Annotated in this window: 24 protein-coding genes and 1 pseudogene; 9 read left to right on the forward strand and 16 right to left on the reverse strand. The window is 54.8% G+C overall.

The window, feature by feature from the left end; genetic code table 11:
• Nucleotides 1–62 precede the first annotated feature (62 nt).
• Entirely contained in the window at nt 63–1,571 is a 1,509-nt protein-coding gene (gene pdxR, locus V4U88_RS24275) for a MocR-like pyridoxine biosynthesis transcription factor PdxR (protein WP_442951912.1), read from the reverse strand.
• 534 nt (nt 1,572–2,105) lie between these two features.
• Between pdxR and V4U88_RS24290 the strand changes: the two genes are divergently transcribed.
• The 3 genes from V4U88_RS24290 to V4U88_RS24300 all read left to right on the forward strand — a co-directional run bounded on the left by V4U88_RS24290 (nt 2,106) and on the right by V4U88_RS24300 (nt 4,351).
• The gene (locus V4U88_RS24290) at nt 2,106–2,741 is read left to right on the forward strand and encodes a pyridoxamine 5'-phosphate oxidase family protein (protein ID WP_334075782.1); all 636 of its coding nucleotides are present in this window, start codon (nt 2,106–2,108) and stop codon (nt 2,739–2,741) included.
• A gap of 92 nt (nt 2,742–2,833) precedes the next feature.
• Nucleotides 2,834–4,129: an aminotransferase class I/II-fold pyridoxal phosphate-dependent enzyme gene (locus V4U88_RS24295; protein WP_334075783.1), complete on the forward strand. Its 1,296-nt coding sequence runs from the start codon at nt 2,834–2,836 to the stop codon at nt 4,127–4,129.
• A 102-nt stretch (nt 4,130–4,231) separates the two neighbouring features.
• Nucleotides 4,232–4,351 (forward strand): sporulation protein YjcZ, encoded by a 120-nt coding sequence (locus tag V4U88_RS24300; RefSeq protein ID WP_334075784.1) that lies wholly within the window; start codon nt 4,232–4,234, stop codon nt 4,349–4,351.
• Nucleotides 4,352–4,739: 388 nt separating this feature from the next.
• Here V4U88_RS24300 and V4U88_RS24305 read toward each other — a convergent pair whose 3' ends face one another.
• The 6 genes from V4U88_RS24305 to V4U88_RS24330 all read right to left on the reverse strand — a co-directional run bounded on the left by V4U88_RS24305 (nt 4,740) and on the right by V4U88_RS24330 (nt 12,143).
• On the reverse strand, nt 4,740–5,957 hold the full coding sequence (locus tag V4U88_RS24305; RefSeq protein ID WP_334075785.1) for an ABC transporter permease: 1,218 nt from the start codon (nt 5,955–5,957) through the stop codon (nt 4,740–4,742).
• Nucleotides 5,958–5,960: 3 nt separating this feature from the next.
• Nucleotides 5,961–6,707 (reverse strand): ABC transporter ATP-binding protein, encoded by a 747-nt coding sequence (locus V4U88_RS24310; protein WP_213507797.1) that lies wholly within the window; start codon nt 6,705–6,707, stop codon nt 5,961–5,963.
• Nucleotides 6,708–6,772: 65 nt separating this feature from the next.
• Nucleotides 6,773–8,206 carry a DEAD/DEAH box helicase gene (locus tag V4U88_RS24315; RefSeq protein ID WP_334075786.1) on the reverse strand — a complete coding sequence of 478 codons (1,434 nt, stop codon included), beginning with the start codon at nt 8,204–8,206 and terminating at the stop codon, nt 6,773–6,775.
• Between the two features lie 162 nt (nt 8,207–8,368).
• The gene (locus V4U88_RS24320) at nt 8,369–10,165 is read right to left on the reverse strand and encodes an Ig-like domain-containing protein (RefSeq protein WP_334075787.1); all 1,797 of its coding nucleotides are present in this window, start codon (nt 10,163–10,165) and stop codon (nt 8,369–8,371) included.
• 712 nt (nt 10,166–10,877) lie between these two features.
• Entirely contained in the window at nt 10,878–11,654 is a 777-nt protein-coding gene (locus V4U88_RS24325; RefSeq protein WP_334075788.1) for an SDR family NAD(P)-dependent oxidoreductase, read from the reverse strand.
• Between the two features lie 33 nt (nt 11,655–11,687).
• The gene (locus V4U88_RS24330; RefSeq protein ID WP_334075789.1) at nt 11,688–12,143 is read right to left on the reverse strand and encodes a chemotaxis protein CheX; all 456 of its coding nucleotides are present in this window, start codon (nt 12,141–12,143) and stop codon (nt 11,688–11,690) included.
• 238 nt (nt 12,144–12,381) lie between these two features.
• Between V4U88_RS24330 and V4U88_RS24335 the strand changes: the two genes are divergently transcribed.
• Both V4U88_RS24335 and V4U88_RS24340 read left to right on the forward strand, forming a co-directional pair.
• Complete coding sequence (locus tag V4U88_RS24335; RefSeq protein ID WP_334075790.1) at nt 12,382–13,284, forward strand: LysR family transcriptional regulator; 903 nt, start codon at nt 12,382–12,384, stop codon at nt 13,282–13,284.
• Between the two features lie 39 nt (nt 13,285–13,323).
• A complete protein-coding gene (locus V4U88_RS24340; RefSeq protein ID WP_334075791.1) occupies nt 13,324–14,133 on the forward strand; it encodes a histidinol-phosphatase in 810 nt (269 codons plus the stop codon).
• A gap of 103 nt (nt 14,134–14,236) precedes the next feature.
• On the opposite strand, the gene V4U88_RS24345 is transcribed toward V4U88_RS24340, so the two are convergent.
• From V4U88_RS24345 to V4U88_RS24365, 5 genes are all read right to left on the reverse strand, one after another.
• A complete protein-coding gene (locus V4U88_RS24345; protein ID WP_334075792.1) occupies nt 14,237–14,836 on the reverse strand; it encodes a GNAT family N-acetyltransferase in 600 nt (199 codons plus the stop codon).
• A gap of 30 nt (nt 14,837–14,866) precedes the next feature.
• Nucleotides 14,867–15,541: a potassium channel family protein gene (locus tag V4U88_RS24350; protein ID WP_334075793.1), complete on the reverse strand. Its 675-nt coding sequence runs from the start codon at nt 15,539–15,541 to the stop codon at nt 14,867–14,869.
• A 90-nt stretch (nt 15,542–15,631) separates the two neighbouring features.
• Complete coding sequence (locus V4U88_RS24355; RefSeq protein WP_334075794.1) at nt 15,632–16,381, reverse strand: DUF1361 domain-containing protein; 750 nt, start codon at nt 16,379–16,381, stop codon at nt 15,632–15,634.
• Between the two features lie 87 nt (nt 16,382–16,468).
• On the reverse strand, nt 16,469–16,990 hold the full coding sequence (locus V4U88_RS24360; RefSeq protein WP_334075795.1) for a GNAT family N-acetyltransferase: 522 nt from the start codon (nt 16,988–16,990) through the stop codon (nt 16,469–16,471).
• A gap of 37 nt (nt 16,991–17,027) precedes the next feature.
• On the reverse strand, nt 17,028–17,582 hold the full coding sequence (locus tag V4U88_RS24365; RefSeq protein WP_334075796.1) for a GNAT family N-acetyltransferase: 555 nt from the start codon (nt 17,580–17,582) through the stop codon (nt 17,028–17,030).
• A 63-nt stretch (nt 17,583–17,645) separates the two neighbouring features.
• Between V4U88_RS24365 and V4U88_RS24370 the strand changes: the two genes are divergently transcribed.
• The gene (locus V4U88_RS24370) at nt 17,646–17,954 is read left to right on the forward strand and encodes an MGMT family protein (protein WP_334075797.1); all 309 of its coding nucleotides are present in this window, start codon (nt 17,646–17,648) and stop codon (nt 17,952–17,954) included.
• Here V4U88_RS24370 and nagZ read toward each other — a convergent pair.
• Both nagZ and V4U88_RS24380 read right to left on the reverse strand, forming a co-directional pair.
• Nucleotides 17,951–19,267 (reverse strand): beta-N-acetylhexosaminidase, encoded by a 1,317-nt coding sequence (gene nagZ, locus V4U88_RS24375; RefSeq protein ID WP_334075798.1) that lies wholly within the window; start codon nt 19,265–19,267, stop codon nt 17,951–17,953. The two genes, V4U88_RS24370 and nagZ, sit on opposite strands and share 4 nt — an antisense overlap.
• Before the next feature lie 18 nt (nt 19,268–19,285).
• Nucleotides 19,286–19,813: a hypothetical protein gene (locus V4U88_RS24380; protein WP_334075799.1), complete on the reverse strand. Its 528-nt coding sequence runs from the start codon at nt 19,811–19,813 to the stop codon at nt 19,286–19,288.
• A 124-nt stretch (nt 19,814–19,937) separates the two neighbouring features.
• On the opposite strand from V4U88_RS24380, the gene V4U88_RS24385 reads away from it, so the two are divergent.
• Nucleotides 19,938–20,507, forward strand: coding sequence for a bifunctional transcriptional activator/DNA repair enzyme AdaA (locus tag V4U88_RS24385; protein ID WP_334075800.1), 570 nt, complete (start codon nt 19,938–19,940; stop codon nt 20,505–20,507).
• A gap of 1 nt (nt 20,508) precedes the next feature.
• The gene (locus V4U88_RS24390; protein ID WP_334075801.1) at nt 20,509–21,018 is read left to right on the forward strand and encodes a methylated-DNA--[protein]-cysteine S-methyltransferase; all 510 of its coding nucleotides are present in this window, start codon (nt 20,509–20,511) and stop codon (nt 21,016–21,018) included.
• A 43-nt stretch (nt 21,019–21,061) separates the two neighbouring features.
• Here the strand turns inward: V4U88_RS24390 and V4U88_RS24395 are convergent, their stop codons facing one another.
• Complete coding sequence (locus V4U88_RS24395; protein WP_334075802.1) at nt 21,062–21,676, reverse strand: DNA-3-methyladenine glycosylase family protein; 615 nt, start codon at nt 21,674–21,676, stop codon at nt 21,062–21,064.
• A gap of 180 nt (nt 21,677–21,856) precedes the next feature.
• On the opposite strand from V4U88_RS24395, the pseudogene V4U88_RS24400 reads away from it, so the two are divergent.
• Nucleotides 21,857–22,027 (forward strand): annotated as a pseudogene (locus tag V4U88_RS24400) (MazG-like family protein); the annotation flags it as partial.
• Nucleotides 22,028–22,069: 42 nt separating this feature from the next.
• Here the strand turns inward: V4U88_RS24400 and V4U88_RS24405 are convergent.
• Nucleotides 22,070–22,822 carry a MerR family transcriptional regulator gene (locus V4U88_RS24405; RefSeq protein ID WP_334075803.1) on the reverse strand — a complete coding sequence of 251 codons (753 nt, stop codon included), beginning with the start codon at nt 22,820–22,822 and terminating at the stop codon, nt 22,070–22,072.
• Nucleotide 22,823: the final 1 nt, after the last annotated feature.

Below are 22,823 nucleotides of genomic sequence, written 5' to 3' on the forward strand. Positions count from 1 at the left end.
CTTGGATTTAAACGAAAGAGTTCATTACCTGGTCTTAAAACCGGATTAAGCCGATTATACTCTTATTTTTTCATTTCATAAATATCTTTCCACGCTTGGCCCATGCGGTATACCCCCTCGACCAAAGATGCGTCGTCCAGGTGGGAAAGACTGAAACAGGCCGCGGGGGGTCCCGGAGTCAGCCTGTACAGCTCACCGTCGCGAAATGTCACTCCCCGCCGTCTGGCCGCTTCCCGGAACGCTCTGTACTCCGGCGGGGACTGCTTCCAGTCGGCATAGACGAGCAAGCCGGCTTCGGCCATCCGCAGCCCAAACAGTTCCGGGATGACCTCGGCCAGCGTTTGACGGAACAGCTCGTGCTTGGCGCTGTAGATCCGGCGCATCCGGCGCAGATGGCGCTCGTAATCGCCCCGGCGCATAAAGCAGGCGAGCGCGCGCTGCTCCAGCCGCGCGGGGGAAACCGGCTCGTACAGGGCTTTGGCCCGTACGGCCGGGCCGACCAGGCCGCGCGGCAGCACGGCATATCCAATCCGCAGGGAGGCGAACATCGTCTTGGAGAAAGACCCGATGTACACGACCCGATCCTCGCGGTCCAGCGCCTTGAGCGGCTCCAGCGGGCGGCCGCGCCAGCGGAACTCGGTGTCGTAATCGTCCTCGACGATGACCGCGTTCCGCTTGGCCGCCCAGGCCAGCAGCTCCTGCCGCCGCGTCGGCGACAGCACCGCCCCGGTCGGGAACTGCCGGCCGGGCGTGACGTACAGCACCCGCGCGTCCCAGTCGCGCGGGATGATGCCGTCCCCGTCCACGGGGGCGGGGACGGCCACCCCTCCGCAGGCGGCAACCGCCCTGGAGATCCCGTGGTAGCACGGGTCCTCCAGCACGGCCGGCTCGCCCTCCCCCAGCAGCAGCTGGGTGAGCAGCATAATCGCCTGCATCGAGCCCTGGAACAGGCAGATTTGCTCCGCCTCTGCCGCAATGCCCCGGCTGCGCCGCAGATGCGCGGCAATGGCGGCGCGCAGCTCCGGGTCGCCGGCGGCTTCCGCCGCGCCGGCCGCGCCCGGGGCCGCGGGCGCGGCAGCCCGCTCCCGCGCGGCCCAGGCGAGCGCGCTCTTCCAAGCCGCCTGTGGGAACCCGGCGGCGGGCGGCCCCGCATCCTTGAACGAGATGGTCCCGGCCGGGTCCGGACCATGCGGCGGAGCGGATGCGGCCAGCGCCTCCGGCGGCCCCGCCGGCTCCATCACCCTTTGTCCCCAGGGGGACAAAGGAATGGCCGCGGCGGCCCGCCCGGGCAACGTCCGCCGGGGCTCGGCGCGGGTCACGAAGGTCCCGCTCCCCAAGACGGAACGGACGTAGCCTTCCGCATGAAGCAGGTCGTAGGCATGCGCCACACTTCCGCGGGATAAGCCATAGGCTGCCGCCAAATCGCGGGAAGAGGGGAGGCGGGTGCCTTCCCGCAGCGTCCCGTCCAGGATCGCCGCCCGGATCGCATGATAGAGCGCCTCGTATTTGTAGCGGTATTTCCGGCCTTGCGTTTCCAGCGGAATCGAAAAATTCAACGGATGGTCCTCCATTCCTTAATTATGTTGCTATATAGGTTAAACAAAAAATTGGCGTTAGATAAGGATGTGAATTGGTTTCGGAGATACAGATACGTTGCTAACATCCACAATTGTAGATAAAAAGCGCCAGCGTCGGGGTATACACACTAACGGGAAAACCTCCCGTTAATATACCACTCTTGACCCTTGGATCGGATTTAGCTGGAAAAGCTCCATCTATATCGCGGCCCAATGGCAGATATACACAATTTCAAGCGGATTAGCGGGAGGTTTTCCAGCTAAATCGCCTCTGCCGCCGCATAGGCACCGAATTAACGGGAAGATTTCCCTTTAATTTGAACCAAACCATGGGCTGTAGGGCCAAGAGGGTGAAAAGAACCCTATACACCGCTGTCTAATATGCAATAGCTCAACCTATATAATTGGACTATTAAAAATAGTGTAGATTGGTTCTTTTTTTATGTCAATTAAACGACTAGACTGGTAAAAAACCTATAAACAACCAGCCAGGAACCGGATCAGGTTCAAAATCAGGAGGAACTACAGATGAGAAGAAAAGAATTTGCCGTGGAAGATGACAGGGAGGTCGAACAATTTTTACGCGAGATGAGCTTCGGGTTTCTTGGCACCGTAGGCGCGGACGGCTGGAGTCGGGTCACGCCGCTTAATTTCGTTTATGACGGCCGCTGTTTTTATTTTCACGGCAGCCTGTCCGGCGAAAAAATGAAGCACCTGAAGCAGGATCCCCGGGTCAGTTTCACGGTTGCCAAGGAGTATGCGATTATCCCCTCTTATTTCACCGATCCGCAGCTCGCTTGTCCGGCTACGGCTTTTTTTAAGAGCGTTATGGTCCGAGGGCTCGCGGAGCCTGTGCAAAGCCCGGAGGAGAAGGCCGCCGCGCTCACGCTCTTCATGCAGAAGCTGCAACCGGAAGGGGAATACGATCCCATCACCGTCGAAGACCCTAAGTATATCGGCCAGCTCAAGGCGGTTTCCCTCTACAAAATCGTTCCCGAGGAGATCAGCGCCAAGTTTAAATTCGGACAAAATCTGAACGAGGACCGTTTTTCAAATATCGTGGCCGGGCTGGAACACCGAAATCTGGAGTTGGATTCCGAAACCGCCGCGCTGATGAAGCGGTTTTGTCCGAAGCACGCCGGCGGCGCCCCCGGGAATACGTGAATTGACCGTGACGGTGGAGGGACGAAATGATATAATGTTGGCAGTCAAAACGGCATTGTCCCTTAAAAACCGATTGGAAGGATGAACACGTGATGAACCCACTTGCGGAGCAGTTAAACGAGAATCTGAAAGCCGGCAATATCCATGTGTACGAAATGCTGTCCACCCTGGGGAAGGAAATTTATTTTCCGAAGGAAGGCATTTTGAGCCAATCCGCCGAAGCGGCGGCCGGAGCGAAAAAGTACAATGCGACGATCGGGATCGCCACCGAGAACGGCGGACCGATGCATTTGGCGGCCATTCAGGAAACCTTGTCCGCATACAAACCCCAGGATTTGTACCCGTATGCGCCGCCGGCCGGAAAACCGGAACTCCGCAGCGTCTGGCGCGAGAAAATGGTCGCGGAAAATCCTTCGATCGCGGATAAAAGCTTCGGCAACCCGGTGGTTACGAACGCGCTGACCCACGGCCTCAGCATCGTAGCCGATCTGTTCGTGGATGAAGGCGACGCGGTTATTTTTCCGGACAAGAACTGGGAAAATTATGAACTGACCTTCGGCATCCGCCGCCATGGCGCGATCATCAACTATCCGCTTTTCACGGAGGACATGAAGTTTAACAGCCAAGGGCTTCGTGAAGCTCTGCTGTCCCAAAAGGACAAAGGAAAGGCCATTGTCATCCTTAACTTCCCGAACAATCCGACAGGCTATACGCCGGGAGCGAAGGAAGGCGATGAGATCGTCGCTGCGGTAACGGAAGCCGCCGAAGCGGGCATCAATGTTGTCGTGGTCACGGATGACGCTTATTTCGGTCTGTTCTTTGAAGATTCCTTGTCCGAATCGCTCTTTGGCAAACTGGCCGGACGCCATCCGCGGATCCTCCCGGTGAAAGTCGACGGCGCGACCAAGGAAGAATATGTCTGGGGCTTCCGGGTCGGGTTCATCACTTATGCCGCCGAAGATGCGGCCGTGCTCTCCGCGCTTGAGCAAAAGACGATCGGCATCATCCGGGCTACCGTATCGAGCGGCGCCCATCCTTCCCAAACCTTTGTGCTGCATGCCTTGAAATCCCCGGATTTCGATGCCCAGAAGGCGGAAAAGTTCCGGGTCATGAAAGGCCGGGCCAACAAAGTCAAAGCGCTGCTGGACAGCGGCAAGTACGGGAATGTATGGGAATACTATCCGTTTAATTCGGGATATTTTATGTGTCTGAAGCTGAAGACCGTAAACGCTGAGGCACTGCGTCAACACCTGATCCGCGAGTACGGCGTGGGAACGATCGCTTTGGGCGATACCGACCTGCGGATCGCCTTCTCCTGCATTGCCGAAGAGAATCTGGAGGATCTGTTCGATCTGGTGTACCGCGGCGTCCAGGATCTCCAGGCGTAAACCCAATTGTGGGAGAACGTTATGTACGCCCAAGCATGCTTTACCCCCGGCTCATAGAATACTGTGTACTAAATGATCACAGTGAGAAAGGGGAATTGTGCAATGAGCGGTATTGGAGAAGACAGAGGTGGATACGGCGGCGGCGGCTTATGGACCAGCACTGCTGTTATTCTGGTGCTCTTCATCCTGCTGGTTATCGTCAGCCGTTCGATTTTGTACTAATTGATATGCCGAAAACCGTCGGAGCTTCGTGCTCCGGCGGTTTTTTTAGGTTCGGGAGTAGTTGGTTTCCTCCGAGCATCTGAACTGGAAACTGCACAAACTCTAGGGGATTTGCCCGTCTTGAATACCGCATGGCGGGGTAAATATAACGGGATTTCCTCCCGTTAATTTGGTGCGTATGCGGCTGCAGAGGCGATTTAGCTGGAAAACCTCTCGCTAATTCGCCTGAAATTGTGTATATCGGAAATTGGGGCGCGAAATAGATGGAGCTTTTCCAGTTAAATCCGATCCAAGAGCCAAGAGCGGTACATTAACGGGAGGTTTTCCCGTTAGTGTGTAGACTCCGACGGTGGCGCTTTATATCTCCCGTTAATGGTTGCCCGCTCCCTCACTCTTCCTCTTCCTCCTGCCATTTGCGTTTCCAGGTGGAGTGGAGGCCAAAAACAAAGGCGACTCCCAGGCCGAGGCTGCCGAGCAGATACGTTAGGTTACTGCCGGGGCCGAAGATCATCGGAATCCACAGGATCACGGTAATTCCTGAGAGGACGCGGGTCGCGAGATTCACGATTTCCTTCGGGCGGGAGCCGGTCGGAATCGGGTAGTAGGCGTCCGCGGGAGTATCGCTATGAACATGCCGCAGCGCGCTTAGCTGGGCTCCGATAAGAAAGATGAAGAACAAATAAATCGTCGCGCCTAGCCAGGTCTGTCCGTTCCAGCCCACAATCAGCATCCCCAGCAGGGTCAAGCGGGCGATGATGCCCAGCAGTTCGCTGCGCAGGAACGTCTTGGTCAAAAGGTACCGGTAAGCCCCGGTCCGATTCCACGGGATGCGGTTCCCGATCCCGGAGAGCCAGCGGCGGCGAATGACTTTTTGCCCTTCCGCGGGCACCTCCACAAACCAGCCGAGCAGCAGCATGACCCGGGCGGCTCCCGCTTTTTCCGCGGCGATGAGATTTTCCCACGGCACGTTGTGCTTCATCGGGAATCGTAAAGCCAGGATATAGTTGACCCCCACCAGCACCGTAAACAAGGCGCTTTTCCACGCCGGCTGCCATAACCAGGCGGCCAGCATCAGCCACAGGAAACACCAGCGCAGCAGCTTGTAGCCCATGCGGGCACGGGCGGTCGAGATCCGTAGCTCCTGCCAGGCGCCGTAGGCGCTGAGCAGCTTCAACCCAAACAATACCAGCATGATCAGCCAGAGCGGATGCCGCATTTCGAGTTCCGACCGTACATAAAGCGGCCACAGGATCAAGAGAAGGATATAAAGGCCGATTAGTTTATATACGATTCCGTTGCGGTAAGCAGGCTTGAAGTATTCGCCCATCTCCGTTTCCCGAGGCCGCAGAAAGATTACATCGGCCGGCTGCATGTAGGTCCGGAAACTGGAATACACCGTCAGCGGCCCAAGCAGAATCAGCAGAATCCAGAGTGCGGGAAGATCCGGCGGCAAATTCCGTAAAAAATTCGTATACCAGGCGGAGAAAACAATCAGCAGCAGCAGGAACAGGACCGCCACTCCGCTCTGGAATATATAAGGCACAAACGGGAGCACTTTGCTCCAAAAAGACGATTTACGCTGCCTGTACAGATCTTGAAGCTTCATTTTCTAATCTCCGCCTTTAACTAAGCTATAGAAAATATCTTCAAGCGCGGCCCCGGGCATCCCGGCCTGCTGTGCGATCTCTTCCAGGGTTCCCCGGGCGATAACCGCCCCCCGGTGAAGCACGATAAACCGGTCACAGTAATTTTCGATCGTGGACAAAATATGCGAGCTGAGCAGAATCGAAGCCCCGCTCTCTTTCATCTCCAGCATGAAATCAAGCAGGGAGCGGATTCCCAGCGGATCAAGGCCCAAAAAGGGCTCGTCGATGACGTATAGCGAAGGCCGGGCCACAAAGGCGCACATGATCATGACCTTCTGTTTCATCCCTTTGGACAGATGGATGGAGAGGCTGTCGGCCTTTTCCTCCATATGGAACAGTTTAAGGAGCCGCTCCGCTCTTTCCCGGTAATCCTCGGGATTGACCCCGTAGGCGCGGGCGGCGAATTCAAGATGCTCCCGAACCGTCAATTCCTCGTACAAAAGCGGTGATTCCGGGACGAACGCCAGGGAAGACTGATAGCCTTCCGGGTCCTCCACCCTCGTCTTCCCCCGGACGGCCACCCCGCCGCGATGCGGTGTCATCAGTCCGAGGATATGCTTCATCGTCGTGCTTTTGCCGGCACCGTTCAGGCCGATCAGGCCGACCATTTCGCCCGGCATCACCTCGAAGTTGATATCGTGAAGGACCGGACGTCCGAGACTGTACCCCCCGGTTAACTCTTCTATTTGCAAAACGGGCGTTTCACTCAACACAGGCTCCCCCTCTAACCAAACTCGTACTACCGCCGGAAGCGGCGTCTAGCGTCCTCAGCCGACTAGCTCCGCGACTGCTTTTCTTTCAGCCATCTTGGAGCCCCTTTGTTCTTTCCGTCCTTTTTCCGGTCGTTCTTGCGGGAAACCGGAGGTTTCGGCGCGGCTTTGCCCGAACGGGCGGACAGGCCGGGCTTTCCGCGTCCCGGTGAAACTCCCGCCGTCCGGTCGGAGGCCAGAATGCCTTCTCCCGCCTCACCGGCTTTAAGCGTTTCTCCGCCACCGGGCTTCCCGCTTCCGCCGTCTCTCCGCTTCTTCCCGGCCGCCGCCGGTGCCGGACTGCTCCGTCGCGCTCCGTGCGAAGCTTGCGGATCCACCACTTGTCCGCCGTACATGCCGCGCTGCCGGATTTCTATACCGAGCTCCTTCGAGAATTTGCGCATGATGAACTCTTCCTTCGGCGCGATAATGGAGACGGCAAGACCGCTTCGTCCCATCCGCCCGGTCCGTCCCACCCGGTGGACATAATGCTCCGCATCGATCGGCGGATCGAGATTGACCACGAGCGATAAATCCTCGATATCGAGCCCGCGTGCCGCCACATCCGTAGCGACCAGCACCCGGATTTTCCCTTCGCGGAATTTACGGAGCGTCACGCTTCTTACGGTTTTGTCCGCATCGCCATAGAGAGCTCCCGCACTTAGGCCCATAAAGTTCATCTTCGCCTCCACCTCGGCAATATCCGAGGTATTGTTGATAAACACGATCGACCGCGCAGGTTCATAATGACGAAGAACGCGGCGAAGCAAATCGATTTTGTCCCGCTCGCTGATGAAGTAAACATGCTCCACCGTTTTGGAGGTCCGCTGCTCCGGCTCGATGCCGATCTCCACCGCGTCCTTCATCTCCTGTCCAGCCAGTTTGCGGATTTCCGGGTTGATGGTCGCGGAGAGAAACATCAGCTGCCGCTCGCGCAGCGTACCGCGCAAAATATGTTCCAGGTCGGCGGTTCCCCCCAGTTGGAACATCTGGTCCACCTCGTCAACGACAACGGTACGGAGCGTGTGGAGCTTTAATTTGCGCAGCGCAAGCACCTCCCGGATCCGGCCCGGCGTGCCGACGATGAGCTGCGGATGCTGTTTCAGCCGCTCCAGTTGGCGCTTGATGGCAGCGCCTCCGATCAAGGCCTGTACCCGGATGCCCAGCGGCTCGCCGTATTTCTCCGCCTCCCGGACGATTTGCATCGCCAGTTCCTGGGTCGGCGCCAGAATCAGCCCCTGCAATTTTTTTTCGTCGGGGATGATGTGTTGCAGCAGCGGGAGAAGGTAGGCCAGCGTCTTGCCTGTCCCGGTTTGCGATTGCGCCAAAATATTCCGGCCTTCCAGAGCGGCGGGTATGCACTCGGCCTGCACCGGGGACGGTTGTGTAATTCCGAAGTCGGCTAATCTCGCAGTCAGCGCCTCGTCAAGGCCCAGACCGGTAAACGTAGTTATCGTCATGTAAGTTCATCCTTTATCAATTCAATCATTATTCTCATTATATGCGAAAAAACCGCACCAACCAAATCCATCCAACCTTTCGAGGCTTGCCCGACCGAAAAATAAAGGGACGCTGCGCAATTAACGCGCAGCGTCCCTTTCCATCGGCACTATTTTATTGGATTAGTGATCTGGCGTGTACGGACGAACCACCCATACGCTGGCTCTGTAAGTATGTCCGTTAAAAGTTGCCGTGATCTGCGTTACCCCGGGGCTAATTCCCCGAATATTCCCGGCCTCGTCCACGACGGCGACGGCAGGGTTATCCGCAGCAAACACGGTATCTTCCGTAACCTTGGAGGTCAGGCCCGTTTCATCCGTGTAAAAGGCGGCTATATCCAGTTCGGTTCCTACCGACAGGGAATATTCGTCAGAATCGAGGAAAAAGCATCCGGGGCCCGTTTGTCTTTCCGCCACTTCCACCGTTACGCTGGCCTGCAATCCTTCATAGGTTGCCGTAATTACCGTCGTTCCGGGGCTGATGCCGGTAATATTTCCGAGCGGGTCAACTTTGGCAATGCCCGGGTCCTGCGAATTGTAGCTCGAGGAATAGGTTACGTCCGTTACCGTAGCGTCGGAGTAAACCGCCTCAACGACGCTATCCGTGGATTGTCCGACGGCTACTTTAAGCTTATCCGTTTGAAACCGGAGCTTGGAAAACTTCGGGTTAGTCGGGGCTTGGCCGGGCACGGCGATTTTTGCCAAAGGAAACGTTGTTTTAGAGCCCGTTTCCGTTATTGTTAGGAGGGTCCCCGTGTAGACAAGGCCGCGGTCATCCAGGGAGATGCCGCCTTGTGAAATGTACAATTCGGGCGTTCCGAACAAGTATTTTTTGATCGGAATCGCATTTTCATCCGTCAAGGTGACTTGATATTTATAAGACTTTCCGGCATGTTCCGCAGACTGGTTGGAGATTACGGCAAACCCGTCCTCCATAGGCTGAGCTTGAACTATATCGCCGATCGCTGAAGCGGATAACGCATCCGAAACTTTTTCCCACAAAATGTCCCCGGTTTCGGTCATATTTTGAAGATAGTATTTCTTCTCCTCCAAATTGTATCTGGTCAGCAAAAAGGTTCCGTCCTCGGAAGGGACCACCGCGCGAATTTCGTCGGTCTCCTTCATTTTTTGCCACTCCTGATCTCCATCCGGGCCGAATTTGGTTATGAACCAATGACTATTCAGGCCCCATCTGGAGCTTACCTTCTCACCGGTTACAATAACTCCGTCGTCGGGAGTGACGACCATGTTATGAAAATAGGTATAGAACCCGAATGAATAAGTTTCGTACCAGGCTGCATCTCCATCCGCATTTATTTTTAGAAGGAATGTGTGCGTCGGATACCAGTTGTCTGTTCTGGCCTCCCCGCTGATGATCGCCCCTCCATCCGAGGTTTTTTGGATCAGCTCCGCCTGTTGAATGTAGTATGAGAGGTCAGGATAATTTTTTTCCCACAACAATTCCCCGTCGGGACTCAGCTTAAAGACAAACGGAACCGAACGGCTCCTCCAGTCAATATCTTCCCGGATTTGTTCTCCGGCGATCAGGATACTTCCGTCGGAAGTCTCCGTCACGGCAAAGGCTCTATTGGTTGAATATTCTCCGTGTTGATCCAACACATCGATGTCTTTTTTCCAAACGATCTCACCGTTGCCGTTTACCTTAACGACATGGGAAGCCCCCTTCTCGGTGAGTGAGGAACCACGATAGCCTACGAAAACATAGCCTCCGTCTGAGGTCTTAGTGACAGCGCTTCCCTTCGCATCTGTTTTCGAGACATCGATGCCTTCCAACTCATGCGACCATTGCACAGAAGCTGCTTCTTCCGGAGCCTCGGCGTGACCGCTTCCGGTCCACCCCATCCAAAGTAGAACGGACGAAAGCATTACGACAAAGGGCTTGTACAGGTATTTCCGCATGAACTGCACTCCTCCTAAAATGGAATATTTGGGAATAACAATGTAATGCCATTCCATTATTCACAAGGATATAAAGTTATGGAAATCCTTCCAATTACTCAATTTTTTAGGACTCTCCCGCGAGGTCCTGTCGTGCCGATCCTAGGCCTTCCGGATAACCCGGGATCCGTGGACAGAAGGCCGGATAGCCCCTTCCTTAACCACCCGAATCATCGCCATAGACACGGCCCTTGCCTCAACGGGACCATGAGCCCGCAAAGGGCCTTTGAAATAAAGGGGCCAAGGTTACGTCCGTTAGAGCAACCACCGTGAGCGCTGCAACCAGCCCGATGGCCGATCAAAAAATCTAACGGAAGCCATAGCGGCTATTTCGGCCTATCAGGGCGAATGGCAATTCTAACGGACGCAGTAGCTGCTATTTCGGCAAAATGAGCTCAGTTAGGCGATGAAATCCGCAAATAGGCGCTACTATTTCCGTTAGGATCCAACAGAAGCCTTTTCTGACGAAATAGCGTCTGTTACGTCCGTTAGAGCAACTGTCGTGAGCGCTCCGCCCAGCCCGAAGGCTGATCGAAAAATCTAACGGAAGCCATAGCGGCTATTTCGGCCTATCAGGGTGAGCCGAGCCGCCGGACCGAAGCGGCCAAAAGGCCGCTAATCCGCATTGCGGGCGGACCAAAAAAACACCGACTGCTACCAGCCGGTGTTCACTCTATTTCTTATTCAACATGCGATAACTGAGACGATCCGCCAAACGGGGGAACATCTGATAAAATTTCGCTCCAGCCCCCGCGATCCACGGCAGATTGATTTCCGTCGTTCCCGTGCGAACCGCATGAACCATCGCCTTCGCCACCCGTTCGGGCTTCATCATGAACCATTTGACATTGTTGACGTAATGTCCCTCGGGGTCGGCCAACGAGAAAAACGACGTATCGATCGGACCCGGATTGATCGTGGACACAGTGATGCCGTAAGGGCGGACTTCCTGGCGAAGCGCGCTGCTGAAGCCCAGCACGGCATGCTTCGTGGCCGTATAGGCCGTAGATTTCGCCGTTCCGATCTTACCGGCAATGGAGGCGATATTCACGATCCGGCCGGACCCGGCCTCCTTCATCCGCGGCAAAACCGCTTTCGTGCAGCGGACCATGCCCATATAGTTCACGTTCATCATGGCTTCAAACTCATGAAGCGGCATCTCGTCAATGGCGGTGAATTTCCCGTACCCCGCATTGTTGACGAGGCAATCGACCCGCCCGAACTCGGCGTAGATGTCCCTGAAGCCCGCTGCGACGGATGCCTCGTCGCCGACATCGAGCTCCACCGTCCTGCTGGGTCCCATCATTCCCGCACTGACTTCCTTCAGCTTATCCGCCGACCTGGCCGCCAGCACCAGCGTAGCCCCCTGTTCCGACAGCATGCGTGCGGCCAAAGCCCCGATGCCGCTGGACGCGCCCGTGACGACGATTACTTTATTGTTGAGCGACATGCTACCCTTCCCTTCAGATCAGTTACCTCTATTTTAGGAGATCATGACCTGAATATCCAATTCGCCGATTCCGTCCATCAACAGCGGAATACAAAGCGCCTTGCGGGGAGCGGCCGGGTTGCCCTCGCTCTTGATCACCTTCGGCGGCGTAATATCCACAACATATCCTTGATTGGACAAAATCGTGCTGGCATTGCCGCTGATCATATTACCCAATTCAGAGATCGCGCTTTGACCCATTTCGTCCATTTCCGTCAGCACAAACCCGCCCATCATCGCCGAAACGATCCGGAGGGCTACTTCTTCCTGCAGTCCGAAAACCACCATCCCGCTAAAATGTCCCGTCATGTCGATTTGAATCCAAATATGATCCTCCACCGGGCGGATTTCCTTGACCCCCAGACTTCCCGTGGAAGGAGAGACCTGAACGACTTGCTGAATTACTGTACGAGCCGATTCCAGAAAAGGATTGATTACTTCCGCTTTCACTATTACGCCCCTTTTCGCATAGAAGTTTAACGGTGTATTACAAAAGTCCCGAGCAAGTTTGGAATTTATTATACTTTATTCCTAGGTATAAGTCATTAAAAATCGAACAATCGATATCGAGTAAGTCTTATATCCTGAAATTCCTGCGAAAGGTTGTCATCTCCGCGTCATTGATTTAGCCTAAAAAAATCCTCTATAATTAATGAATACGAAGAGCCTTGAGGAAAGGAGGATTCGGGTGAATATCAGTCAATTGGAAACGCTGATCACAATTTCGAAAACAAAGAGTTTCCGTAAAGCCGGAGAACTCCTGAATTTGACGCAGCCCGCCGTTTCCGCCCAGATCAAAAGCCTGGAGGATGAATTCCGCACGGTGCTGGTCGACCGGAATCAGCCGGTCACGCTAACGGACCGGGGGCAAGTATTTCTGGAGAAAGCGGAGCAAATACTGGATATTGTCGAAGAGCTGAAGCAAAAACTGACCGATTTGGAACATACGCCACAAGGGCATATCGTCCTGGGTACAACAACCTCCATTGCCATTCAAATTTTGCCGCGTATCCTGTCCTATTTTCAGGACCAGTTTCCCCTGATCAAAACAACGATTCAGTCGATGCCCTCCAGTTTGATTTATCAAAATGTGGAGCAGGGTCTGGTCGATATCGGGATCGGCTATTTGATCGAGAACAACCCGCAGGTGCTTTCCACGGTGCTCTATTACGACACTTTTGAGCTCGTCGTCTCTCCGCTCCACCCCTTGGCCGGCAAAACCATTCCCACGCTCGATTCACTGCGCGAAGTGCCGTTAATTATGCTGTCCCCCGACACGGTCGGACGCCGCTTCGCGGATGAAGTATTCCGGGAGCACAACATCGAGCCGCATATCGTGATGGAGCTGTCCAGCAGCGAGGAAGTGAAACGGATGGTGGAGATCAACCTGGGGGCGGCCATTATTTCGAAGCAGTCCGTCCTGAGGGAGCTGCGTCAAGGCTCCTTAAAGGTCGTGCCGATACCGGAACTGGAAGTCACGCATCCGGTGGGAGTGATCTACAAATCGAGCAGATACGTCAATTCGGCCATGCAGCAATTTCTCGGAGACTTGAAAGGCATGCCGGAGAACCGCTTTATCAGTTCCGAGTAAATTTCAGCCAGAAGGTTAACCAGGAAGGAGCATAACAGCATGAAGTTTGATTTGCATACCCATCACTTTCGCTGCGGCCATGCCGACGGCAACATCCGCGACTATGTGGAAGCCGGGATTGCGGCCGGCCTGGCGGTGATCGGGATCAGCGACCATACGCCTTATTTCGGAAACCTTGAAGAGCACCCTTTTCCGCATATCGCCATGGCCAAGAAGGAATTCGTCAATTATGTCCATGAAGTGCTGAAGCTGAAAGAGGAGTATGCCGGGAAGATCGATGTCCTGCTCGGGATCGAATCCGATTATTTTCCGGCTCATGCCGAGACTTACCGGCAAATCCTTGCCCAATATCCTTTCGACTACGTTATCGGGTCCGTCCATAGCGTGAAGGAAGTCAGTATTTTCAACAAAAGACGCTGGAAAGGTCTGAATGAACAGCAGCGTATTGCGGATAAGGAAGCCTACTATGCGTTGATTCGGGATTCGGCCCGCAGCGGCATGTTCCAGATTTTGGGCCATATCGATGCGATGAAAGGGAATTATCCCGCTTTTTCCGACATTCCGGCCGCGGTGGCGATCGATGAAACCCTGCAGGTCATTGCGGATAACAAAGTGGCGATCGAAATTAATACGTCAGGCAAAACCAAGCTGTCCGGGGGCTGGTATCCTTCCGATGAAATTCTGGAGCGCGCGTTATTTTTCGGTGTGGATGTCACTTTCGGGTCCGACGCCCATACGCCGAAGCGTGTCGCCGATGAATGGGAGGATGTGGCCAAGCGTCTGAAAGAGATCGGCTTTACCGAATGGGTGTATTATAAGAACAAAGAGAGAATGCCCGTCCCGCTGTAGGCAAAAAAAAGGGAACCCGTACGCTACTCGCCGGATTCCAAGAGACAAATATATTCAAAAGGGGGTCATGTAATAAGTTTACCCTCTGACTATTAGAGATTGATCACAGATATATTTCATTTGTGTAACAAATGCTCGCCGGCTTGCTTAAATAAAAGAAAAGGATCTCATCCCCGGGTGCGCTGCCGTACTCCAAATCGGGTTGAATTCGCCCGCCCGCGTTCCTGCCCGGCGCAAATCCGCACTTTCGCAACACCCTTTCCGATGCCGGGTTATGAATGCTGCATCTCGCCTCGATCCGGCTTAATCGCAAGGTGTCAAATCCGAATTGGACCACGGACCGGGCCGCTTCGGTGGCAAGGCCCCGGTTCCAACGGCTCGGAGCCAGCAGATAGCCCAATCGGGCCCTGCCGGCCTCCCGATCCCAAAACTGCAAGGAGCAGATGCCGATCAGCCCCTTCTCATTCTTTCGTTCGATCCCGAAGTGAAGGTCACGCAGACTTTGATAAGTTTCGTCAAAATACCGAAACAGGCGGTCGGGAAACAGTAACGTCCCCTGCCGAAAGGAAGAATGGCGCCTTACCAAAGGGTCGTTAACACAAGCGAACAGCAGTTCCGCATCCTCCCTCTCGATTTTTCTTAGCCGCAGACGTTCACTTTCGAGCACCGGAAACTGTTCCCTCAAGCGATTTCGCAAATCCAAACCGACCGTCTCCTCTCCGGATTTTTCGGGCTATGCCCCGGTGTCTTCCTCAAGCTCCCTTTCGTTGCTCATCCGATCCGCGGAGCTGTTCCCCATCTCCTTATTGAAAATTTGCCGAAACACCCCGATCATCGAAAGCGCGTAGGCGACCGTAATAAAGCTGAAAAAAATCTCCATCACCACGATCAGCCGTGACGTATTGTCCACCGCTTTGATATCTCCGTATCCTACCGTCGTAAATGTCGCTACGCTGAAATAGAAGAATGTAATCAATTGGGAAAGCGTATCCTCCCCCATATGATCGCCCGCAAAGCTCGCACCTTGGAACAGCTTGTAAATCGAAGTATACACGACTGTAAAAAAAACAATGCAGCTCATAGCGGCAATGCTGATCCGAATCACGGCGGACTTGAGACTGACCTCCCGCTTTACGGCCGACTCCGCGATCTCATGAAAAATGAAGAGAATATAGAAGATGACCGATCCCAGTACAAACAACAAGATCACGGCTCTTAACGCCGCCTCGGATTGAAAAACCGCACCGAAATCAACGAAGCCGAGCAAATCCTCCAGCGAGACGGCGACGTAAACCAGAATCGGTGCCAGCAAGATCACCCGGCTGGACAGTTTTTTATCGAGCAGGTAAAAGAGCAGGATCAGGCCGATTAGGCCAGCCGCATTGATCCATAGCACCCAGGATTGCAAAGAAATCCCCTCCCCTATTATCGCGTTTGGGAACCTAGTTATCATTACCCAAACAGGGGAGGGAAAAATCCGGAGCATCCCGCGCGTCTTTTATTTCTGTTCCGGCGGCGGAACCGGCTGCCGCTTGAGGCGGAAAGCGCCAAAAAAGTAGGCAACTGCGTAGCTGAACGCCGTAATAAGAAACACCCATTTGCAAAAAGTCAAAGCGTGCCATAAATTGTCCAAATTCGTGAAATAGACGACCATTTCCCTGAGGACATAGAGGGGACGGTGCCAAATATCCCAGCTGTTGAACCGGATAAACCGGCCAAGGTAAATCCCGAAGCTGCTGAGCAGCAGGACTGAGATCGCAAAAATCCAACCGGCGGCCGGTCCGATCCAGCGCCGGACCAGTCCGTGAACGGAAGCCAGCGAAACGGTTCCCAGCGCCAATCCCAGCAGCGCCGTGAAAAGTACCGTATACAAATGATCCCAGAACAGCATATCCGACCAGAATCGTCCCCCACCGGAGACCGGATAACGGGCAAACGGATGCAGCAGGTCGGTCACCATATACGCCGCATTGGGATAAAAAAACAGCCACAATAGCCCGATGAACAATATAACCGCGCTCTTCAGCACGCGCTGGCGCATCAGGCTGGCCAGGTCAAGCAATACCGCAAGCCCCGCAGGGATCCAGGCCAAAAACGTATTCCAGACGAGGAAGAGATAGGGCGGCTTTCCTCCGCTCGGCAATCTTACTTCAATTACGTATTTCATGCCGATCATGGTGGCGGCCAGGAGAATAACATATAATATCCCTTTTTCCGGATAACCCAATTGTCGAAGCGGATGTTGCAAAGTCGTTTCCTCCCTTGTCAGCCTTGTTTGTAACGTCCATCGCTTATTTACAGCCTATATACGTCTGGGCAAGGCCGAAAGTTACGGCTAAAGAGGGAGCAGCTTGGCCATGTAAAGCTCGTCGACATACCGGTCTCCGAGCCGTATCGCATGCTTTCGAACACCCTCGACCTCGAATCCGCATTTCTTGTACAGGGCGATAGCCGCCTCATTGTGAGCCATCACCGTAAGCTCCAGCCGGTGAATGCCCCGTTCTCGGGCCCACAGTTCCAGTTCGGCAAACAGGCGCGTCCCCACGCCTCTTCTCGAATAGGCCTGCAAAATGCCCAGCACCAGGCTTACCGCGTGTTTGTTTCGCTTATAATTCGATCCGAATGCGCCCAAATAGCCGATCCATTGCCCCTGCGCTTCAGCCGCAAAGATCATGGAGGTCCCCTGCTCCAACAGCGAAACCAGTCGATTTCTCTCCTGCTCCAGCGTAGTTACACGCTCGTTCGGCATAAGCAGCATAAACTCCGTTTCCCGGTCCAGACGACAGCGCAGTTCCAGATAGGCCTCGGCATCCGCTTCAGTGACTTTGCGAAACTTAATTTGTGGTTCCTCTCTCATATCAGGTTTCCTTCCCCTCTCCCAAAATCCATTGTTCCTATTCCAAGGCCTCGTTCCGCAAAACCATGTGAAGGTGATCCTCCCATTTCCTATGGATTTTCAGATATTTCAAGGCCAGTCCTTCGTTATAGAAGCCCAGCTTTTCGACAACGCGGAGGGAGGCCGCATTCCTCGGCATAATATTCGCCTCGATGCGGTGCAGCCCCAACGCTTGGAAGGCATATTGGACGGTGGCCTCTACCGCTTCCGTCATGAACCCCTGCTTTTGTTCCTCCCGATCCAGCCTGTATCCGAGATGGCAGGACAGAAAGGCGCCGAATACCATATTGCTGAGCGCCACGGAACCGATGATCCGCTCCGGCCGGTCCTTCCGGTAAATCCACATTTTGTAGAAATCCCCTTTTTCATGTTGGTGTCGTTCTTTGGCCAGCAGCTCTTTTTGATAATCCAGCGTGTAATAATCTTCCTCTTTCTCCCGCTCCCATGGCTCCAGGAATTCACGGTTGCGCCGGACATAGTCCAAAACCTCCGCAGCGGCGGCTTCATCCAACACTTTCATCAACAGGCGTTCCGAGTGTAAAATAGATTCCATAGTTTTCCCTCAATTCTATCGTCAACATTATTTTCTCTCACCATAAATTGAAGGAGTATCCAAATGCAACCTTTTACCGCACAAGTGATTGAAATCATTTCCGCCATCCCGGCGGGCAAGGTGATGACTTACGGTCAAGTCGCCGGAGCCGCGGGGAGTCCCAGAGCCGCCAGACAGGTCGTTCGAATTCTGCATTCGATGAGCGGCAAACACGGCCTGCCTTGGCACCGGGTCGTCAACGCCCAGGGGGAAATTGCGATTCGCGAGGAGGAAGGCTTTGTTTTGCAAAAAATGTTTCTCGAAGGAGAAGGGGTCGAGGTGACCGGGGAAGGCCGCATTGATCTCGCTGTGTATCAGCATCATCCCTCCTAGCGGATATCGTATCGACGCAGTGCTTCCACAATGCCTGCATTTACGGCTTTCTGATCAGGCCCCTGTGCGGGCCGGTCGGTCAAGCCGTATTTTATTTTCAGCTGTAAAATCGGGTAGACCCGTTCGTCCAGCATTTTCCCGCTGATCTCCCCCTGTTCGACCGCCCGCATGATCGCCCGGATCACGGCCTGCTGCCTGTCCGGATCATGCCCAACCAAGGCGATATTCCCGCCGGCCTTGATAAAGCGGACCGCCGCTTCATCGATTTCGTAATGCTGCGTAATTGCTCCCATCGTCAGATCATCGGAAATGACCACGCCTTGAAAATCCAGTTCCGTGCGGAGCAGGTCATGAATGATCGGCTCGGAGAAGGAGGCCGGGGCTTTCGGGTCCAGCTTCGGCAGCAGCAAATGCGCGATCATCACGACGTCGGCCCCTTCGCGGATCGCATCCCGAAAAGGAAGGAGCTCAAGTTCGCGCAGCCTGTTCAGATCGTGGGAGAGCACGGGAAGCCCAAGATGGGAGTCCACCGAGGTGTCGCCGTGACCGGGGAAATGTTTGATGACGGGAATCACGCCTTCCGCCTTCAAGCCGTTCATGGCGGCTACCCCCATTCCGCTGACCCGCTGGGCCGTACTTCCGAAGGAACGGTCTCCGATCACCGGATTGGCGGGATTGCTGTGAATATCAAGCACCGGGGCGAAATCCATATTCAGGCCAAAGCCGGCCAATTCCTCCCCGATCAGGCGATAAAAAGCTTCCGACGCTTCCACTTGTTCCGTTCCTCCGATGACCGCGGCGGACGGAATGTCGCCGAAATCGCCGGGCATCCGGGAAACCCGCCCGCCTTCCTCATCCACGCTCAAGAACAGGGGAACCGGGTTGGCGGCATTGTCTTTTTTGAGCTGGTTGAACAAGGCCAGGGATTGGCGGCTCGTTTTGATATTGTCCTTGTAAAAAATAAAACCTCCGACATGATAGTCCTCGATAAATGCTCGGGTATGCTCATCCGTCTTCGTTCCTTCCAGGCCGACGAGGATCAACTGCCCGATTTTTTCCGCCGTGGTCATCCGCTTCAACAGTTCCCTGGCGGCATCGGCTGGACCTGGCTCCGGCTCCGGCGGATCTTGGGTCTCCGGCCGGGGGCTCGTCGCTTCGGGTTGGCCCGGCTGGGCGGCATCGGCCCGCTGCGAAGCCGCCCTCGTTCCATTCCGCACCGGTTCGGGAGCCCCCCGGTCCGAGCAGCCGCCAAGGGCCAGGACCAGTGCGAAGAGGATAAGAATGGCGTACCTAAGTTTCCCACTTGGTGTCATAACCATATCCTCCCTCCTTTATTCCCCGGAAGCGACACTCCAACGGTGGCGGAATTTTTCCAGCCGGGGATGAAGCGTCTCCGGTTCTTCCGTGAACAACAGCCGGATGTTTACGATCCATTCCTCGAAGGAGGAGAACGACGCAAACAGGTTCCCCATCTCCGGTGTGAGATAAAGAAAGTAAGGAGATGGATACTTCTCCGTTAAATATCGGAGCGCCGAGTCGATCGGCGTGTACTTTTTGCGTTTGCCTTCCCAGCCTTCGATGGAAATGTCGGGCCTGTTCTGCCCGCGCTTCCATTCATGCAACTCGTCCTCTCGCTTATAAAAAGAACGCACCGGATCCTTCGTCATTCTTCTGACGGTTTCCTCGTGGAGCGGGTAAAGCACCAGCCGCTCAAACGCCCTTTGCTCTGCCACCGCCGCGGCCGCATCCAAATCTTCCGATGTCACTTGTTCGAAAGCATCGTAAAAGATCAGCGTGCCTTTGCGCTGCCGTACTGGCGGTTCATAGCCGTAGGGAACCTGAATGTTATTTCGTCTCATCGCCTCGGTCCTCCAGTTCATTTTCGTTAAAATATATTCTGTTTCGTTATCTTGCTATTCTATCCCAAAGCGCGTACATTCGCACGCGGATCGAGGTATAATGGGGACCAGAGAGGTGAACGAAATGAGCGAGGTTACGCATGAACGCTGGCGGGCCATTATCGAAAACGACGCCGCGAGCGACGGACAATTCTATTATGCGGTCAAGACGACGGGGATCTTCTGCCGTCCTTCCTGCAAGTCCCGGCCGCCCAAAAGGGAAAACATCACGATCTTTGCCAGCCCGGATGAAGCGATCTCCGCGGGATTTCGCCCGTGCAAACGCTGTAAACCCACCGGCAGCCGGCTGCCGGATGAAGAGTGGGTGGCGGTCGTGACGGAATACATCGACGAGCATCCTCATGAAGCTTTAACGCTCCATTCGCTCGCCGAGCTGTGCCACGGCAGTCCTTATCATCTGCACCGGACTTTTAAAAGGGTGAAAGGAATCACCCCGCTGGAGTATATACAGACGGTACGCGTGGAACGGGCCAAGACACTGCTGCTGGCAACGGACCTGCCGGTTTCCGACGTCGGGTGCCATGTAGGATTGGCAAATACTCCTTATTTCATCACCTTGTTCAAAAAAAACACCGGCCATACGCCGGCCGGTTTTCGCCATTCGTCAATTCCGCCGGTTCAAGGAGGCTTTTAAAATGAAACTTACCCCGTCCATCTACTGGATGCATTATCAATTTGAAGATTGGGGCCTTTATCTCGCGGCCACGGAGCAAGGGCTCTGTTACGTAGGATCACAGGGCGCGGATTTTCAAGAACTGGAAGACTGGGTCAACCGCCGGTTCCCCCGCGCCGTCCTGGTCCATGACGAAGTGCGGCTCCGACCTTACGCCGCGGAGCTTACGGCCTATTTTCAAGGACGCCTCAGCCGCTTTAGCGTTCCTTACGATCTGCGGGGTACGGCGTTTCAGTCGGCGGTCTGGGCCGCGCTGTGCCAAATCCCTTACGGGCAGACCTCGTCCTATTCCGACATTGCGGCGCTCATCGGCAAGCCTTCTTCCGTTCGCGCGGTCGGGTCGGCCATCGGCGCCAATCCGGTGCTCATTACCGTACCTTGCCACCGCGTCGTGGGCAAAAACGGCGCCCTGACCGGATACCGCGGGGGCCTCGAGATGAAGGCCAGGCTGTTGGAGTTGGAACGAAAGTGAGGCTTTGAGGCTTTATGATTATGCCCCCCAACCAAACGGTCGGCTAGACCGACAGCTCCCACAAATAAATGGAGGCCACGGAGCCATAGGGCGAATACCGCGCGCGATAGGCGTCGAACTGGGGCTTCGTCAAGGAGGTCAGCCCGTACAGCCTCATCATTCCCCGGCGGATCGCCAGGTCACCCCAACTGACGACATCCGGCCGCTCCAGACTGTGCAGGAGCAGCATTTCCGCCGTCCAGCGGCCAACCCCTTTTAACCGCATTAACTCGAGGATGACTTCCTCATCTCCGAGCCGGGAAAAGCCGCTGAAATCCAGTTCGCCTTCCGCGGCCTTTCGGGCGATTTCCCAAATACAAATCGCTTTTTTCATCGTCATGCCGCAGCCCTGTATCTCGTCCGCCGAACGGGACGCCAGGCTTGCCGGGGAAATCCCGCCAAACCTCTCCTGCATGCGGCCCCAAATCGTATTTACCGCCTTCGTTGAGATCAACTGGCCGATGATGGCGTGTACAAGCGCGGTAAACAGGTCCGGGTTGACGGGTCTCTCCGGGCGGCCCAGTCTGGCTATCGCTTCCCCCAAAACCGGATCCGCCCGTTTCAAGTAATCGATTTGCTCCTGACCATAGTCGAAATATTGAATAGGTGGGGCACTCATCTCACGATCTCCTCCTCTTATATCTCTAACTATAACGGATCATGGGATGGAAAATACCTTTTGGCGAGTAAAAAGGCAAGATAACGAATTTCCTGTTCCCTCCGGTTCTGTGGTAAGCTAATGAGCGCAAACGAAAGGCTGGCCTCTATAAGTTGGCGCCAGAAGGGGAGGAAAACTAGAATGGACGTGACCGCATTTCAAGAATGGGTGAAAGACTACTATGAATCCAGAGGCTGGTCCGAGCTGGATATTTTTATTAGGATCGGCTTTTTGGCGGAAGAGACAGGGGAGGTAGCCCGGGCCATCAGAGCTTTGGAAATCGGCAGAGACCGTCCGGATGAAGCCCCGGGCTTCTCAGCTGGCAAAATACTCGAATAGGCGCTATCATTTCCGCTAGAATTCCGGGTCCATCAGCGATTCCGCCGCGGCAGCCAGATAGTAAGCCAGGCCGGTTTGCTGTCCCTCCAGCATACCTCTGTGAAAGTCGTCCTCCCGGAAAAAGCGGGTCTGATGCACGAAATCCGTTACCGAGGCGGGAAGACCATGCTGCTCCAGAAAGACCAAATGACGGCGAATCAGCCGCCCGACCCTCTCATCATTGTGCTTAAGTCCCTCCTTAAGCGCTTCGGCCATCCGGGCCATAAAATCCGCCGCTTCCGCAGCCTGCTCGTTTAACTCCGGAACATCGATCCGTCCCTGTTCCAACAAATCCACGCCGTAATTCTCTTTTAAATGCCGATTTTGCTCCTCCAGCGCCTCGGCCCAAGCCGCTTCGCTGTCAAAACCGCGGAACATATTCCGCCGATCCATCGGCTCGCCGCGATCCGCCGCAACGATCGATTGTTCCAAAGTCGAAAGAATGGTTCCCAGTTTCTGTTGCTTCCGCAAGAGCAGTTCTTTTTGCTCCGTCAATATGGCTCTCCGATTCGTCCGCTCCGCAAGCAGCTCCTTGATTTGTTCCAGGGAAAGGTCCAATTCCCGATAAAACATAATTTGCTGAAGCCGCTCCAACTCCTTATCACCGTACAATCGGTAGCCAGCCTCCGTGATTTCCGCCGGGACCAGCAGTCCGATTTTGTGATAATGATGCAGCGTTTTTACCGTGACCTTCGCCAATTCGGCGACTTCTTTTACTGAAAGATACATC

Source organism: Paenibacillus sp. A14 (assembly GCF_036864815.1).
GTDB classification, from domain to species: domain Bacteria; phylum Bacillota; class Bacilli; order Paenibacillales; family Paenibacillaceae; genus Fontibacillus; species Fontibacillus sanfengchensis.